This is a genomic window from Streptomyces sp. NBC_01320 (genome assembly GCF_035974375.1).
GTDB classification, from domain to species: Bacteria; Actinomycetota; Actinomycetes; order Streptomycetales; family Streptomycetaceae; genus Streptomyces; species Streptomyces yanii.
The window spans coordinates 5,037,158-5,050,912 of record NZ_CP108390.1 but is presented as its reverse complement, the minus strand read 5'-3'; the positions used below and the strand labels follow the sequence as shown (position 1 = coordinate 5,050,912).

Genomic DNA, 13,755 nt, shown 5'->3' with positions numbered 1-13,755 from the left:
CACTACCGGGCCGGTCAGGAGGAAGGCCCCGCCCCCTCCTGGATGGAGGGGGCGGGGCCTTCGCTGTGAGCGTCGTGCCTGAGCCGAACGAACGACCCTAGCTCGCGGCGGCCTTACGGCGGCGCATCCACCAGGTCAGGCCCGCTCCGCCGACGGCGAGTGCCGCGGCGACGGAGGCGATCAGGCCGACGGGGGTGTCGGAGCCGGTGTGGGCGAGGTTGCCGTCCGGGTCCTTGGGGGAGCCCGTGGGGGCGGGAGTGCGGCTGTCGGACGGATCCGGTGCCGGGGTGGTGGGCTCGTGGGTCGGCTTGCTGGTGGGCTTGGCCGTGCCGGTCGGCTTCGGGCCCGGGGTCTCGTTCCCGCCGCCGTTGTAGACCTGGCCGGAGCTGGAGCCGCCGAACATGACGGTGTTGCTGTTGCGGTAGGTGACCGTGGTGGTCCTGGACGTCTTGGTGGTGGTGTCCGTCCTGGGGTGCTGGAGGTTGAACTCCGTCTTGGAGATGTTGCGCTTCGGGGCCTTGGAGAAGTCGACGCCGCCCATGATGCAGGTCTTGTTCTGGCCGTCGACCTGGCAGGGGTAGCTGTAGTCGCCCTGCGTGTAGGACTTCATGTACTCGTCCCACGTCTGCTTCGGGGTCCAGGTCCTGGCCTTGCCCCGCAGTGGCCACCGAGCCACGTTGTTGCTGTTGATGAGGGGCCGGAAGTCGGTGACGTGGTCCTTGTCCTGGGTGCGGATGTACTCGGCCGCGACGCGGGCGTTGTAGACGCGGCGCAGGTCGGCGTACGCGCTCCCGCTGTTGACCTTCTCCTCGACGTCGGGGATGACGTACTGCTCGACCAGGCGCTGTGAGGTGTTGACCTGGGCCTCGGTCAGGTCGCACTTGCCGTTGGGGCTGGGGAAGTTGACCTTCTGCGGCTCGGCATTGACCTTCAGCGGCGCATCCAGGATGTACAGGCCGTTGTTGTCGGCGCGGACCTTGGCGGTCTTGGGGACGATCCACAGCCGGATCTGGTGCCCGCACGGGATGTTCGCGGCCGTCATGGCATCCCAGTACTGCTTGCCGATGCCGCTGCGGGGGTCCATGTCACGCGCGTAGTCGTGCTTCATCTCCAGGTCGGCCTGAAGCAGAACACGTCCGGCGTCGGTCTTCCCGAACGTCTTGTCCATGATCTTGTCGGGCTGGTCCGGGTTGAGGTTGACCCAGAACTTGTCCGGCGTCAGCGCCAGCCAGGCGAACATCGCATCGGAGGAGAGCTGAAGGCGCTGCTCACCGCCCCAGCCGGGGTTCTTGTCCTCGTCCTCGACCATGTCGGCCTTGAAGGAGTAGTCGAGACCCTTGCCCTTGGCCGGGTTGCCGACGTACTGAAGCTCCAGGGTGGAGAAGTCGATGCCTCCGGGCCGCCCGAAGCCGCCGCGGGTGTTGACCTGGTTGTACTGGTGCTGGAGCTTGCGTGCCTGCTCAGGGCTCTTCGCCGAGCGCCACACGTCGTCGTGCAGCGGGCCGTAGGAGCCGACGCGGCGCGGATCGGGGTTGAAGACCTTGTCGTAACGGGTGTACCTGTTCGGCGTCCAGCGGGCGTGGCCGTTGGCGCGCTGCTCGCGAATGGTGGCCTGGGGCAGGCCCGTGCCGCGTTCGCTCTGGAGCTGCCGGTTCAGGGACGCGTACTGGCGCTTGGTGTTGCCCGTGGTCTCGTCGCCGGTGATCAGGCGGAGCTTGTGGTCGGCGTACTCCTTGTTGCGCAGGATGTGCTTGTCCCAGCGGAGCTGTTCGGCGATGTGCTTGCCGTTGGACTTGAACTCGACGAACTCTTTGGTCTTGGCGTTGTAGGCGTCGTACTTACGGACCGCCTGCTCGCCGGTCTTGGGGTTGATGACCGCCTTGCCGTTCTTGTCGAAGACCGGCACTTCCTTCTGGCAGATCCACTCCGGTCCGACGAGCTTGAACTGCTTGACGATGCGGGATTCGAAGCCGTCGCCCTTGCGCTGGTTGGCCTCGTTGCCGATGACCCTCTGGTCGAGCCAGAGGGGGAAGTCCTTCATCTTCCGAGGGCCGTCGCCGACGAGCTGCTTGTTGTAGCGGGCGTAGATCTCCAGGGCCCGGTACTGCGGGTCACCGGTCTGGCCGTACTTCTTCTTCCACTTCTGGACGTCGGCTTCGGACTTGCCGGCAGCGTCCAGCTTCGCCTGGTCCGGCGTGGGCATCCCGTCGAAGGCGTGGGAGGGGTTGTCGAAGAAGTAGTCGCCCCAGGTGTCTTCGGGGTTCTGGCTGTAGGGGGTGTTCTTGCCCTGGATGCCGCGGGCCTCGTCCATGTTGTATTTGCGGCCGAGGAACTTCTCATCGCAGCGGATCTTGCCCGGTGCGGCGTCGGCTGTGCCCTGGAAGGCGGGCAGGCCGGTGACGACGAGTCCGGCTGCGGCGGCGGTGGCGAAGCAGGCGGCCAGCCGGAATCGTATGCGTGATCGTATGGAGGTACTCAAGTGTCTGTCCCTGTGGGGGGGGCTCATGGGACACGGAGTTGGACGGTGCGGGCCCCCGTGCTTGCCACCGTCCGGCCCCACACCCTAGAGCCTCATGCGTCGGTCGATACAACGGGTTGTTGAGGTATGGCGTGTCAACTGGCGTGACACGGCGGACAGTTCGTTCCTACGGTCCGGGAGTCTGTCTACAGTGGGCGGCATGGCTGACCGCACGGACCACGGCATCGACCCGCAGACCCACCCCGACCTGCCGGCGTGGCTGGCCGAACGCGCCCGGAACTTCGAGCACTGGGCCGAGGCCACCGGCACCCCTGGGACATGGGACTTCTCACCCCGGTCCCTGGACGCGCTGGAGGCCCTCGTCCGCAGCCGGTTCGACAGCGACGCGGAGACTCTCACAGCGCGACGCGACGCATTCCTTCAAGGGGCGTGCTGGTACATCGGGGAAGTGGTGTGCCGCACCCGGGGGGCGGTGTGGAAGTTCGAGCCGTTCGCCGTGAAGGGCGCCGAACTGCCCTCCCTGTTCGGGGAGGCGGATCCGTCGGGGGTCATCGACGACCCCTGCGTGGGGATGCCGGGCGAGGACACGGAGGAGGCCATCTATCCGATGGGCGCCGTGCACGGACTGTTCTGCACGGAGGACGAGCTGGGCAACCCCATCGAGCAGCACCTCTCCGACGTGCTGGGCGATTTCGACGAGGACGACGAAGACGACGACGTGGAGTAGCCGGGGCCGCCGCGATCACGGCCGGTGGGGCGGATGCGCCCGCCGGCGGAGGCGCAGCGGGCGGTCGACCGGCGCGGCGTGGTGTGGATCCGCGGCGAGACCGGGACCCGGTTCACGACGGACGGCAAGCGGTGACTTCCTGCTACCGGACCGGACCCGACCGGCTTGAGTGGACCGGGCTGGAGGCGGCCCGCTGACCGATACACAGCCACGACGCGAGCGGCGGCACAGGCTCATCCACGTGAGTCCGGACAGCCCGCCCGGACGACGGCCTCAGAGCCAGCCCCGCATCGCCGCGAACCCGACCAGCAGCCCCGCCGCGAACACCCCCAGGACCACCGTGAACACCGCGGGCATCAGTACCGGACCCCAGGCCCGCGGCCCGGCGACCGTGGCGCGCTTCTCCGGGTCCGCCGGATCGTACGAGACCCGGACCGGCGCCCCGACCTCGAAGCCGAAGGGTCCGGGAGCATGGTCGACGAACTCGACCTCGCGGCCGTCGAGCGTGCGGAACGCGAACACGTACTCCGTCGCATAGCTCCGCTCCCGGTCCGCCCCCCGGTCCACGACCCGGCGCTCCGCACACCGCCCCTCGGCCCGCTCCCCGTGTCGTACGAGGCTCAGCACGCGGCTCAGCCGCAGCGCCGACCGTACGGCGAACGCGCCGAGGAACAGGCCGAACAGCAGCAGGAAAGTGGCGGTCCCGCCGGGCAGTACATCCATGAACGCCAGTCCTCCACCCGCTACTTCACGGTGATCGAGCCCACGAACGCGTCGAGATCCTGAGCGCTCAGCGAGCCCTTCACCGCATTGATCCGGATGGCGAACGGTACGTCCTTCGAATCGACCCCCGCCACCACGACCCCCGTCATCCGGGTGCCGCTCGCCGGGGTCTGCTCCTTGCCGGACGAGGTGAACTCGTAATCGATCCGACGCGCCTCACGGGCGCTCTCCTCGCCGGCGAGCCGCACGTCGGTGGTGCCCTTGCGGGTGGCACCGAGGCCGATGCCCGCGCCCGCCGCGGAGGCGGCCTCGCTCGCGTCGTCGATGCCGGTCGCGAAGTCGAGCTGGACCGAGACCATGCCGGTGCGCAGCCCGCTCTCCTCCTTGAGTGCGACGGCCGCGTTGTTCTTGTTGCGGTCGGCGGCGGACTGCTCCTTGTAGCCCTTGTCCTCGGGGTAGCCGACGGACACGCTCCTGGTGTCGAGCGTGCCCCAGCCGTCCGGGACGGCGGCGGCGTCCGAGGAGCCGCAGCCGGTGAGCAGGGTGAGACCGAGGGCGGCGGCAACAACCGCGCCGGACGTCCGGGACTTCCTCACTGCCGTCATCGCCTTTCGTTGTGCGGGGTGCTGCGTAGGGGGGCTCACTTCGCGCAGTAGCTGTACGGGAGGAACGCGCGCTTGTCGCCCTGCGGAGCTCCGAGGAACTGCGCGTCCGTCAGTGTCTCCTTCTTGTGCTCGTCCGAGAGGGAGAATCCGAGGCTCATGCCGAGCGAGACCTCGAAGCCGAACTCCTGGGCGTCCGTCTCGCCGTGGTACTGCATCGTGCTCGACAGACCGTCCTGGAACATCATCTGGTCGAACGGGTCGGTTCCGTCGGGCTTCTGCTGCAGGGACTTGTCGCCGAACATGTACTCGAACGGGGCGGTGTTGTTGCCGCTGCCGTCCAGCCACTGCTCGGCGATGGCCCGCTTGTCCTCGGTCGCCTTGTCGGTGTCCTTGCCGAAGACGATCGAGTTCGTCTGGACCTCGATGCCCGTGTCGCCGGACGAGTCGGTGGCGCCCGCCTTGCCGCCGCGCTTGTCGCCGTCCTTCTTGCCGTTGTCGCCCTTGGCCTCGCCCTTGTCGGACGTGGAGCCCGTCTCGACCGTCTTCGTCATGTCGATACGGACGATCTTGCCGGTCTTCTGGTCACGGGTGACGGTGATGGCCCCGGTACGGGTGTCCTTCGCGCCGGCCGTGCCGGTGAGCGGGCCGGCCGAACCGCTGACCTTGCCCTCCAGTTCGAGCTTGGCGGTGTACGTGTACGACTCGTTGCCGTTGACGTCGTCCTTCGAGATGGTCACGTCCGGGGAGAACTTGGCCTTGCCGCCGAGCTTCGCGCCGAGCTCGGACTCGTCGCCCGCGCTGATGTTGAGACCGCCGTCCGCGTACGCATTGAGGCCGATCGTCGAGTAGGAGATCTTCTTGTTGCCGATCTGCTTCTCGACGTCCTCCTTCTTGTCCGCCCACTTCATCCCCGAGTACCAGTTACCGCCGTAGGCGCCGCTGTACTTCGTGGAGGTCTCCCACATCTTCATTTCCTCGATGTCGTCCCGCATCTTCTTGGCGTCCTCCTCGCTCTTGAAGACCCAGGTGTCACCGTTGGTGATCTTGACGCCGCCACCGACGTCGACATCCGCCTTGCCCAGCTTGCCGAGCTTGAAGCCGGGGGTGCTGGCGGTGGCGCCCACGGACGCGGCGTCCGTGAACGTCATGTAGACCAGCTTGTCGTTCTCGTCGACCTTGCCGTCCTCGTTCACATCCGTGTTGGCCTGGCTGACCTTCTGCTGGAAGCCGTACTCGTTGCCCCACTCGAACCAGCCGATCTTGACCTTGTCACCGACCGTGTCGGAGACGCTGGAGATCTGGCAGAGCTTGGGCTCGTAGTCGGCATCCGTCTTCGGCTTCGCGACCGGGTTGTTGCCACCGGTGGTGCACCCGCCACCGCCGCCACCGAGCGAGCTGATCGCACACCGGATCCGCTCGCCGATCTGGCCGCCGACACCGGCCATCGCCATCGCGCCGATCATCGTGACGACGAGGACGATCACCCCGAGGTACTCCATGGCGGTGGCACCGCTGTCCCGCCATGAGTACGAGTTCGGCGTGACGGACTCCGCGCTGTCGTCCTCCTCCAGCAGCCGGTCGACGGCCAGCCCGGCGGCCGAACCGGTGACCAGCACCACGAACGGCATCAACACGCCCTCGATGCCGACGAGATGCCACGAGACGAAGAGGCCGTACGCGAGTCCGGCGACCGGCACACCCAGGGTGGCGGCCAGATACACCGGGCGGGACTCCCGCTGCTCCTCGGGCAGGACGCGGGCGGCGGCCAGGACGGTGAGCAGAGAGGTGATGACACTGGGCACATGCAGCAGGCCCAGCCGCCAGGTGAACTCTTCGAGCCGCTCACCGGTGGCGAGGGTCTCCACCAGCCCGCGGCTCACCAGGAACCCGGCGACGATGTAGACGAGGGCGCCGACGGCCCAACTGCGCGACAGCGGAAAGAACGCACCGCCGTTGCCCCGGGCTCCGCCGTTCCAGCCGGGGCCGCCACCACCGCCCGGACGGCCGGGTCCCTGCCCCGGCGGTATGCGGCCTGCGCTTCCGTGTCCCCAGCCCCCGCCACTGCTCACGGCTCTCCCTCTCCGACGCTCACTCGCCCTGCACTGCCCCGCTGACCGAACCTCGGGTGTGGCGTGAGCGTACGGGCGAACTGGCCGCGTGACCTGGGCCCTTGGCCCCAAAATCGGGCCCAAGTGCGCAGCGGTGGCGGCGAATTCGGCGGTCGGGCCGGGTCCGTCGGACGGAGTGGCTCGACGTCGTCAGCGGGAGCTCAGGAACCGGATGAACCGGGACGGGCCGGTCGGGGCGCCGAAGATGGCCGTGCCGAACGAGACCGAGCCCTTGGCGATGACTCCGGTGGCATCCGAGCGGACGATCCACCGGGCGTCCCGGCTGCTGTCCGCCGACGGGTCGCCGACCACGAGTCCGGCGCGCCCGTCGACGTCGCCGGGCGCCGTGGCGCCCTCCGCTGACGCGGCCGGCCGACGGCCACGGGGCCTGCAAAAGGACGGTCCTGCTGCCCCGCGACGGCTCGGGCTGGGCCCCGGCATGAGCCCTGGGACCCAAGACGGCCCGGCCGATGGGTCGTTAGCGTCGCATCCCTGAGGTTCTGAACGTTCCGCCGGCACCCACGTACGCACCACGACCGCGGGGCCGCGCGGGCTCCCGGAAGGGTGGAAGGGTGACGACTGGCGTGCAGACGGCGGAACAGCTGACGCTGACCGATGAGGAGTCCCAGCTCCTGCAACAGGGCTTGATCGAGTGGAGCGGCCCAGCACGGTGCACGGAGGAGTTCGCCGTGGCCATGGGCTTCGACGACGCGGACGACCTGAACCGGCGAGGCGCCCGGATCCGGACCGCACTCGCGGCCAAGGAGCCCCTGGAACCGATGGACTGGGCGCGGGCCCTGCTCGCGACGGAGCTGGCGTTCGCCAGCGAGATGGTCGGCTCGGGATACGAATGGTCCACGACCACCGGCTGGTCCGACGACATGACGGTGAAGGTCCTGCGCTCCACCCAGCTGAAACTGATCCGCACGGTGACCCCGCTCGTCGGCCGCGGCCTGGGTACACGCCGCCCGGCCTCCTGAGAGCCTGTCGGGTGACCTCTGATCGGGCGGCCACGCCCTGGCACGCACGCTTCTCCCGCCGCCTTGGAATCGCACGCACCGGACCGCGTCCGCCATCCGATCGAAGGTCACCCGACAGGCTCTGAGCCGTACACCATCGCCCGCCGCGAACGCCCGGACCGAGCCCGGCGCGGCGGGCGGCGAAGCAGATCTCCCCTGACCTCCCGACCCAAGTCCCCGCGTCAGGAGGTCTGGACGACCCGCACCCGGGCCCCGGGCCGCAGCCCCCACTTCTCCATCGTCCCGGCCTCCGACTCGATCACGTGTCGCGACCGCAGTCGCACCATGCCGAGCCGCCCCGGTTTCATCGTGTGGACCGCCACGACGTCGAACTTCCGGTCCAGGTAAGCCACATCGATCGCAAACCGCATCCGGAACGTGTGCACACTCCCGCACGGGGTGATCATCAGTGCCCCGTCGATCCCGTTCTGCCCGAGCAGCCCCTTGGACCGCGCCCGATACGAGGCGGCGATCCGCAGCGGCACCTCCTGCTCCGGTCCGCCCTCCCGGTCCGTGACCGTCAACGTCCCGTTTCCATTGCGCCATTGACCCATGGCCACGACCGTAGCGCCCGGTGACCGTCGCTGGGCCCGGAACCGTGCGCAGTGGGCCCCTGGACCCATGACCCGTGCGCGTCCACCGGCCTAGGGTCGGTTCCGTGTTCGCCATGTTGCTGGGGGTCGCCGCGCTCTGGGGCGCCGCGACCGGACTGCTGGTCCCTCGCGCCGCCTACCGGTTCTCGGTCGAACCGGACGACGCATGGCGGGACACATGCCCCGCCGGCCACCCCTTCAGCGGGGTGGCCCGCGGCTGGCTCGGTTCTCCCCGGTGCGCTGCGTGCGCCGGGGTACGGACGGCTCCGCGAGCGGCGACGGTTGCCGCCTCCGCGCCGGATGCAGGCAGTGATGGAGCCGGGAGAACGACTGAGCGTTACGCCCCCTCCCTCCTCGCCCCCGTCGTGACCGCCCTCGGCTGCATCACCCTGGCCGCGGCCACCGGACTCCGCCCCGAGCTCGTCGTCTGGCTGCTTCTCGCCCCTGTCGCCGTGCTTCTCGCCACCATCGACCGCCGCGTCCACCGGCTGCCGGACCAGCTGACGCTGCCGCTCGCCGGCGCGGCCGCCCTGCTCCTGGGCGGTGCGGCGCTGCTTCCGGAACATGCCGGATCGTGGACCTCCGCACTGCTCGGCGGCCTCGCGCTCGGCGGCTTCTACCTCCTGCTCTTCCTGATCAACCCGAACGGGATGGGCTTCGGCGACGTCAAGCTCGCCCTGTCGCTGGGCGTGGCCCTCGGCTGGTACGGGTGGGCGATCGTCTGCGCGGGAGGCTTCGCCGGGTTCGTGTTCGGCTCGGTGTACGGGTTCGGGCTGATGATCCTGCGACGGGCCGGGCGCAAGACGGGCATCCCGTTCGGGCCGTTCATGATCGGGGGCGCCCTGCTCGGCCTGCTGCTGGGCGGTCTCGCCGCCTAACCTGTCGTACCGCTCACGGACCGCCGGGCACGGCGCACCCGGAATCCGGTCGCGTCCGCGGGCGCACCGGTGACACCATCCCCGTATGCCTGGAACACCCGAAAAGGAACGCGCACGCTTCGACGCGCTCGTGGCCGAGGCCGATGCCGTCTCCGTCGACGGCTGGGACTTCTCCTGGCTCGACGGCCGGGCCACCGAACAACGCCCCTCCTGGGGCTACGCGCGCGCCATGGGGGAGCGGCTGGGCCGGGCCCGCGCCGCCCTCGACATCCAGACCGGCGGAGGCGAGGTCCTCGCCTCCGCGCCGAAGCTGCCTCCGCTCACCGCCGCCACCGAGTCCTGGCCGCCGAACATCGCCCACGCCACCGCCCGACTGCACCCGCTCGGAGTCGTCGTGGTCGCGGATGCGGACGAGCCGCCGCTGCCGTTCGGGGACGCCGCCTTCGACCTGGTGACCAGCCGTCACCCGGTGACCACCTGGTGGACGGAGATCGCACGCGTCCTGCGACCCGGCGGCACGTACTTCTCGCAGCAGGTCGGTCCGGCGAGCGTCTTCGAACTCGTCGAGTACTTCCTCGGACCGCAGCCGCCCGAGGCGCGCGGCGCCCGCGACCCGCAACGGGCCGGCGCCGAGGCCGAGGCGGCCGGGCTGGAGGTCGTCGATCTGCGGCTGGAGACGCTGCGTACCGAGTTCTTCGACATCGGCGCCGTCGTCTACTTCCTGCGGAAGGTGATCTGGATGGTGCCCGGCTTCACGGTCGAGCAGTACCGGCCGCAGTTGGCCGCCCTGCACCACCTCATCGAGACCGAGGGGCCGTTCGTCGCGCACACCACCCGCTTCCTGATCGAGGCCCGCAAGCCGCGGTAGGCGACCAGCGCCGCCCGCGCCCTCCTCGTCGAGATCCCCGAGGGCGCGACGGCCGCCTCATCCACCGACGTACGCCCAAATGATGCGACCCTGGGCGGTCAGTGGACGGGGAAGGAGCAGGCCATGAGGGTGGAGCACGACGAGGAAGCCTTCCGCAGCCCGCGACGCGGGGACTCCGAATGGCTCAGAGGGGCACGGATCACCGGCGTCCTCGGCCTCTTCTACCGGCCGGAGGGGCGGATGGGGGAACCGGAGGCCGTCGAGTTCCTGCTCTCCGACGGCCAGTCGGTTCTCCTGACCTGCGCCTCCGACTGGACCCTGCATGTCGGTCCCGGCACCTGGCCGCAGCTGCCCGACTGGTGCGTACCCGCGGGACAGTGGGGGTTCTCGGCCCTGCCGCACCTGCCGGAACCGCCCGCGGGCGGGTGGACGGTCACCCGCACCGAGGAGCGCCGGGACGAGCGCGGCGAGGTGCACGAAGCCGTCATCCGGTGCGAGGGCGGGAGGTTCGTCGTCATCGGCGGCGACACGGTGGTGATCCGCTTCACCCGGGGGCACCGCGGCGCGGAAGCGGTCACGTAGCGCGTGGGGCCGCTCGTGCGGAGCCCGGACGAAAGACGCTACGCGTGCGGCCCCCACCGTCACCTCCCCCACTGTCAGCTCCGCCGTCCCTTCCAGCACCGCCCCCACCCGTTCCACCTGCTCCTCCAACTCCCGCAGCTGCACGGTGGTGAGCGGGGACAGCGGTTCCACGGTCACCGCGATCAGGCGGCCCGAGCGGCGCTGGTGCCAGACCCCGGCGACCGTTCCGTCGATCAGCAGCACGGGGAAGTTCCCCGCCTGGCCGCGTGCCAGCGCGCGCTCGTACGCCGCGCCGGGGAAGAGCCGCTCGCGCGGCTGGGACGCGATGGCGAACGCGTCGAGATAGGGGAGCAGCCGCACCCCGCGCGCCGGTCCGGCGGGGAATCCGGTGTCGCCCGCCACCAGCCACGCCGTACCGCCGCCACCACCGCTCTCGCACGCCACCTCTTCGATCACCCCGTCCCCGGCCAGCTCCGCGAAGACCGACACCGCCCAACCTTTCGGCGCCGCGAGCCATGTGGCGAAGTGCGCGGGGGTGGCAGGGCCGTACGCGTACAGATAGCGCCGCACAAGTCCGGCGAGCGCCGCCGGACCGTCGAGCGCAGTGGCGCCCGGGTTGGTGAACGTGACCTTGCGGCCCCGGTCCGGGGCGAAGCACAGCACACCGCGGTGGCCCGCCAGATGCATCACCTGCCGCCAGCGCGGCCACAGTTCCTGGAACGCGGGCATCACCCGCTCCCCGGCCCACGGACCCGTGCGGGCGACCACCGCGTCGGACAGTTCGTCGATCGTCAGCTCGGCGCCCGTCAGCGCATCGCCGATCGCCGCGAGGACCTCCTCGGTCTGCCCGGGGCTCATCCGGACGTCCTCCGGGAACGGACCGGCCCCGGCGGGAACGGCGGACAACGCACCGGTCCACATCGGCAGTTCGGCCGCAGGCAGCAGATGCACGGTGCCACGCGGACCGTACGTCCTGACCAGGGTGCGGTCGGTCCACAGCGCGGTGTGTACGTCGGTACGCGTCCCGCCGGTCAGCCGCAGCCCGACGGACATCTCGGCGGCGGACCGCACCTGCGCGTGTGCGGCGAGCATCGCCGCCACGGCGTCGGCGGGGGAAGCGGCCAGAGGGGCGGAGAGGCCCTGGCGCTCGATCCGGCGTGCGTTCGCCCTCGTCCAGGTCACGGTTGCTGCTCGGGTCGTCATGATTCGGAAACTAGCGGCCCATCAGGTCAGAGGCTGTCCCATACTCGGCCGATGACCTTCGCGAGACGTACAGCTGCGGTCCTGATCGCCGCGACGGTGCTGTTCCTGGCTCCGGCACTGGCGGGCTGCGGGAAGGGGCGGACCCCGAGCGCCGCACCGACCGCCGCGGCCCCCGCCGCTGCTTCTGCCTCTGCCACGACGGCGACCGCGCCCACGAGCCCGGCTGCCGCGAGCGCCTCCGCACCCGTCACAGCGTCCGGCTCCCCGCCCGTCGGCGCGAGTCCGTACCAGGAACCCGGCACCGTGGACGGCGCGCCGCACTACAAGGAGAACCACGCCTTCCAGCAGGCGCGCGAACTGTCCCCGGCCGAACAGGCCGAGGGCGATACACGGGCCGCGCGGATCAAGGAGGCGCTGACCCCGGCGGCCCAGGACCCGCACACCACCGACTCCGGTGTCCGCGAGATCCTCACCGAACTGGGCTACGCCTCCAGGGCCATCACGACCAGCTCCCGGGGCCACGATCACACGTACCTGATCGACAACGGCCCGATCTGCCTCGAAGGCGTGGTGTACGGCGCGGTGGACGGCGCGAGCCGCGGCCAGGTCACGGCCGAGGCGCACGGCCGCTACATCGAGGGCACCGGCTGCGTGAAGCCGGAGGGCGGTCACTGACCTCCGGCGGGGAGTGCCCGGCGTCAACCCGGCGCCTCCGGCAGCGCACCCGACTCATCCGCCCCTTCCGCCCCCGGGTGCCGTGCTCGGAACGGAGTCCACCGAATTCGGAGAGTAATTATCGGGTGGCGTGGCACGCAGCATCACTTACGAAGGGTTATGGTGGAAACCCCCCCTCGGGCCGGTCCGTATCCCCCCCCACGGACCGGCCCGTTTTTTGTACCCGTCCGGCGAAGACCGGAGTCTCAGCCCCGTCCGGCCCAGATGTTGGTGCCCGCGGTGTCCACGGCGAAGGTGTCGATCTCCTTCAGCTCCTCGGCCGACAGCGCCGGTCCGGCGAGCGCCGCGACGTTCTCCTCCAGCTGCTTCACGCTCGAAGCTCCGATCAGGGCCGACGTCATCCGGCTGTCCCGCAGCACCCAGTTGAGTGCCAGCTGGGCGAGTGACTGGCCGCGCCGCTGCGCGATGTCGTTCAGCCCGTTCAGCCGGCGGATCACCTCGTCCGAGAGCAGGTCCGGGTCGAGGGACTTGCCCTGGGTCGCGCGCGAACCCTCCGGGATGCCCTTCAGGTATTTGTTCGTGAGCAGTCCCTGGGCCAGCGGCACGAAGGAGATGCAGCCCATGCCGGCCTCCTCCAGGGTGTCGAGCAGCCCGTCGTCCTCGGTCCAGCGGTTGATCATCGAGTAGGACGGCTGGTGGATCAGGGCCGGCACGCCCATCTCCTTGAGCAACGAGGCTGCCTCGGCGGTCTGCTCCGAGTTGTACGAGGAGACGCCCACGTACAGCGCCTTCCCCTGCTGCACGGCGGAGGCCAGCGCACCCATGGTCTCCTCGAGCGGAGTGTCCGGGTCGAAGCGGTGCGAGTAGAAGATGTCGACGTAGTCGAGCTGCATCCGCTTCAGCGAGGCGTCGAGCGACGACAGCAGATACTTCCGGGAGCCCCACTCGCCGTACGGGCCGGGGTGCATCTCGTACCCGGCCTTGGTAGAAATAATCAGTTCGTCCCGGTACTGGGCAAAGTCCTGGTGGAAGATCTTCCCGAAGTTGAGTTCGGCTGAGCCGGGCGGCGGCCCGTAGTTGTTGGCCAGGTCGAAGTGGGTCACGCCGAGATCGAAGGCGCGGCGCAGAATCGCCCGCTGGGAGTCCAGGGAGCGGTCGTCGCCGAAGTTGTGCCAGAGGCCCAGCGAGACGGCGGGGAGCTTGAGGCCGCTGCGGCCGGTGCGGCGGTACTCCATGGAGTCGTAGCGCGAACCGGCGGCCTGGTAGGAGAGAGAAGAATCAGTCACGTTTCCCTC

General features: G+C 69.8%; 13 protein-coding genes and 1 pseudogene. 6 read left to right on the top strand and 8 right to left on the bottom strand.

What is annotated here, in order from left to right; translation table 11 throughout:
* Positions 1-97 precede the first annotated feature (97 nt).
* Entirely contained in the window at positions 98-2,479 is a 2,382-nt protein-coding gene (locus OG395_RS22730; protein WP_327244599.1) for a PT domain-containing protein, read from the bottom strand.
* A gap of 199 nt (positions 2,480-2,678) precedes the next feature.
* On the opposite strand from OG395_RS22730, the gene OG395_RS22725 reads away from it, so the two are divergent.
* The gene (locus OG395_RS22725; protein ID WP_327244598.1) at positions 2,679-3,206 is read left to right on the top strand and encodes a hypothetical protein; all 528 of its coding nucleotides are present in this window, start codon (positions 2,679-2,681) and stop codon (positions 3,204-3,206) included.
* 273 nt (positions 3,207-3,479) lie between these two features.
* Here OG395_RS22725 and OG395_RS22720 read toward each other — a convergent pair whose 3' ends face one another.
* From OG395_RS22720 to OG395_RS22705, 4 genes are all read right to left on the bottom strand, one after another.
* On the bottom strand, positions 3,480-3,929 hold the full coding sequence (locus tag OG395_RS22720; RefSeq protein WP_327244597.1) for a DUF3592 domain-containing protein: 450 nt from the start codon (positions 3,927-3,929) through the stop codon (positions 3,480-3,482).
* Between the two features lie 20 nt (positions 3,930-3,949).
* Positions 3,950-4,534 carry a hypothetical protein gene (locus OG395_RS22715; protein WP_327244596.1) on the bottom strand — a complete coding sequence of 195 codons (585 nt, stop codon included), beginning with the start codon at positions 4,532-4,534 and terminating at the stop codon, positions 3,950-3,952.
* A gap of 35 nt (positions 4,535-4,569) precedes the next feature.
* Positions 4,570-6,603 (bottom strand): hypothetical protein, encoded by a 2,034-nt coding sequence (locus tag OG395_RS22710; protein WP_327244595.1) that lies wholly within the window; start codon positions 6,601-6,603, stop codon positions 4,570-4,572.
* 189 nt (positions 6,604-6,792) lie between these two features.
* Positions 6,793-6,954 (bottom strand): hypothetical protein, encoded by a 162-nt coding sequence (locus OG395_RS22705; RefSeq protein ID WP_327244594.1) that lies wholly within the window; start codon positions 6,952-6,954, stop codon positions 6,793-6,795.
* A 260-nt stretch (positions 6,955-7,214) separates the two neighbouring features.
* Here OG395_RS22705 and OG395_RS22700 point away from each other — a divergent pair, with 260 nt between their 5' ends.
* Positions 7,215-7,622 (top strand): hypothetical protein, encoded by a 408-nt coding sequence (locus tag OG395_RS22700; RefSeq protein WP_266982049.1) that lies wholly within the window; start codon positions 7,215-7,217, stop codon positions 7,620-7,622.
* A gap of 221 nt (positions 7,623-7,843) precedes the next feature.
* Here OG395_RS22700 and OG395_RS22695 read toward each other — a convergent pair whose 3' ends face one another.
* Positions 7,844-8,215: a DUF192 domain-containing protein gene (locus OG395_RS22695; RefSeq protein WP_327244593.1), complete on the bottom strand. Its 372-nt coding sequence runs from the start codon at positions 8,213-8,215 to the stop codon at positions 7,844-7,846.
* 113 nt (positions 8,216-8,328) lie between these two features.
* On the opposite strand from OG395_RS22695, the gene OG395_RS22690 reads away from it, so the two are divergent.
* From OG395_RS22690 to OG395_RS22680, 3 genes are all read left to right on the top strand, one after another.
* Positions 8,329-9,132, top strand: a complete 804-nt coding sequence (locus OG395_RS22690; RefSeq protein WP_442818766.1) for a prepilin peptidase — start codon at positions 8,329-8,331, stop codon at positions 9,130-9,132.
* 85 nt (positions 9,133-9,217) lie between these two features.
* Positions 9,218-10,000, top strand: coding sequence for a class I SAM-dependent methyltransferase (locus tag OG395_RS22685; RefSeq protein WP_327244591.1), 783 nt, complete (start codon positions 9,218-9,220; stop codon positions 9,998-10,000).
* Between the two features lie 123 nt (positions 10,001-10,123).
* Positions 10,124-10,582 (top strand): hypothetical protein, encoded by a 459-nt coding sequence (locus tag OG395_RS22680; RefSeq protein WP_327249422.1) that lies wholly within the window; start codon positions 10,124-10,126, stop codon positions 10,580-10,582.
* 51 nt (positions 10,583-10,633) lie between these two features.
* On the opposite strand, the pseudogene OG395_RS22675 reads toward OG395_RS22680, so the two are convergent.
* Positions 10,634-11,785 (bottom strand): annotated as a pseudogene (locus tag OG395_RS22675) (winged helix DNA-binding domain-containing protein); the annotation flags it as partial.
* Between the two features lie 51 nt (positions 11,786-11,836).
* On the opposite strand from OG395_RS22675, the gene OG395_RS22670 reads away from it, so the two are divergent.
* Positions 11,837-12,460, top strand: a complete 624-nt coding sequence (locus OG395_RS22670; RefSeq protein ID WP_327244590.1) for a hypothetical protein — start codon at positions 11,837-11,839, stop codon at positions 12,458-12,460.
* Positions 12,461-12,705: 245 nt separating this feature from the next.
* Here OG395_RS22670 and mgrA read toward each other — a convergent pair whose 3' ends face one another.
* Positions 12,706-13,746, bottom strand: a complete 1,041-nt coding sequence (gene mgrA / locus OG395_RS22665; RefSeq protein ID WP_327244589.1) for an L-glyceraldehyde 3-phosphate reductase — start codon at positions 13,744-13,746, stop codon at positions 12,706-12,708.
* Positions 13,747-13,755 lie beyond the last annotated feature (9 nt).

What these genes read in the sequence shown, in the direction of transcription:
- OG395_RS22670 (WP_327244590.1), top strand. Translation starts at nt 11,837, where the DNA reads ATGACCTTCGCGAGACGTACAGCTGCGGTCCTGATCGCCGCGACGGTG.
- OG395_RS22725 (WP_327244598.1), top strand. Translation starts at nt 2,679, where the DNA reads ATGGCTGACCGCACGGACCACGGCATCGACCCGCAGACCCACCCCGAC.
- OG395_RS22720 (WP_327244597.1), bottom strand. Translation starts at nt 3,929, where the DNA reads ATGGATGTACTGCCCGGCGGGACCGCCACTTTCCTGCTGCTGTTCGGC.
- OG395_RS22690 (WP_442818766.1), top strand. Translation starts at nt 8,329, where the DNA reads ATGTTGCTGGGGGTCGCCGCGCTCTGGGGCGCCGCGACCGGACTGCTG.
- OG395_RS22685 (WP_327244591.1), top strand. Translation starts at nt 9,218, where the DNA reads ATGCCTGGAACACCCGAAAAGGAACGCGCACGCTTCGACGCGCTCGTG.
- OG395_RS22715 (WP_327244596.1), bottom strand. Translation starts at nt 4,534, where the DNA reads ATGACGGCAGTGAGGAAGTCCCGGACGTCCGGCGCGGTTGTTGCCGCC.
- OG395_RS22695 (WP_327244593.1), bottom strand. Translation starts at nt 8,215, where the DNA reads ATGGGTCAATGGCGCAATGGAAACGGGACGTTGACGGTCACGGACCGG.
- OG395_RS22680 (WP_327249422.1), top strand. Translation starts at nt 10,124, where the DNA reads ATGAGGGTGGAGCACGACGAGGAAGCCTTCCGCAGCCCGCGACGCGGG.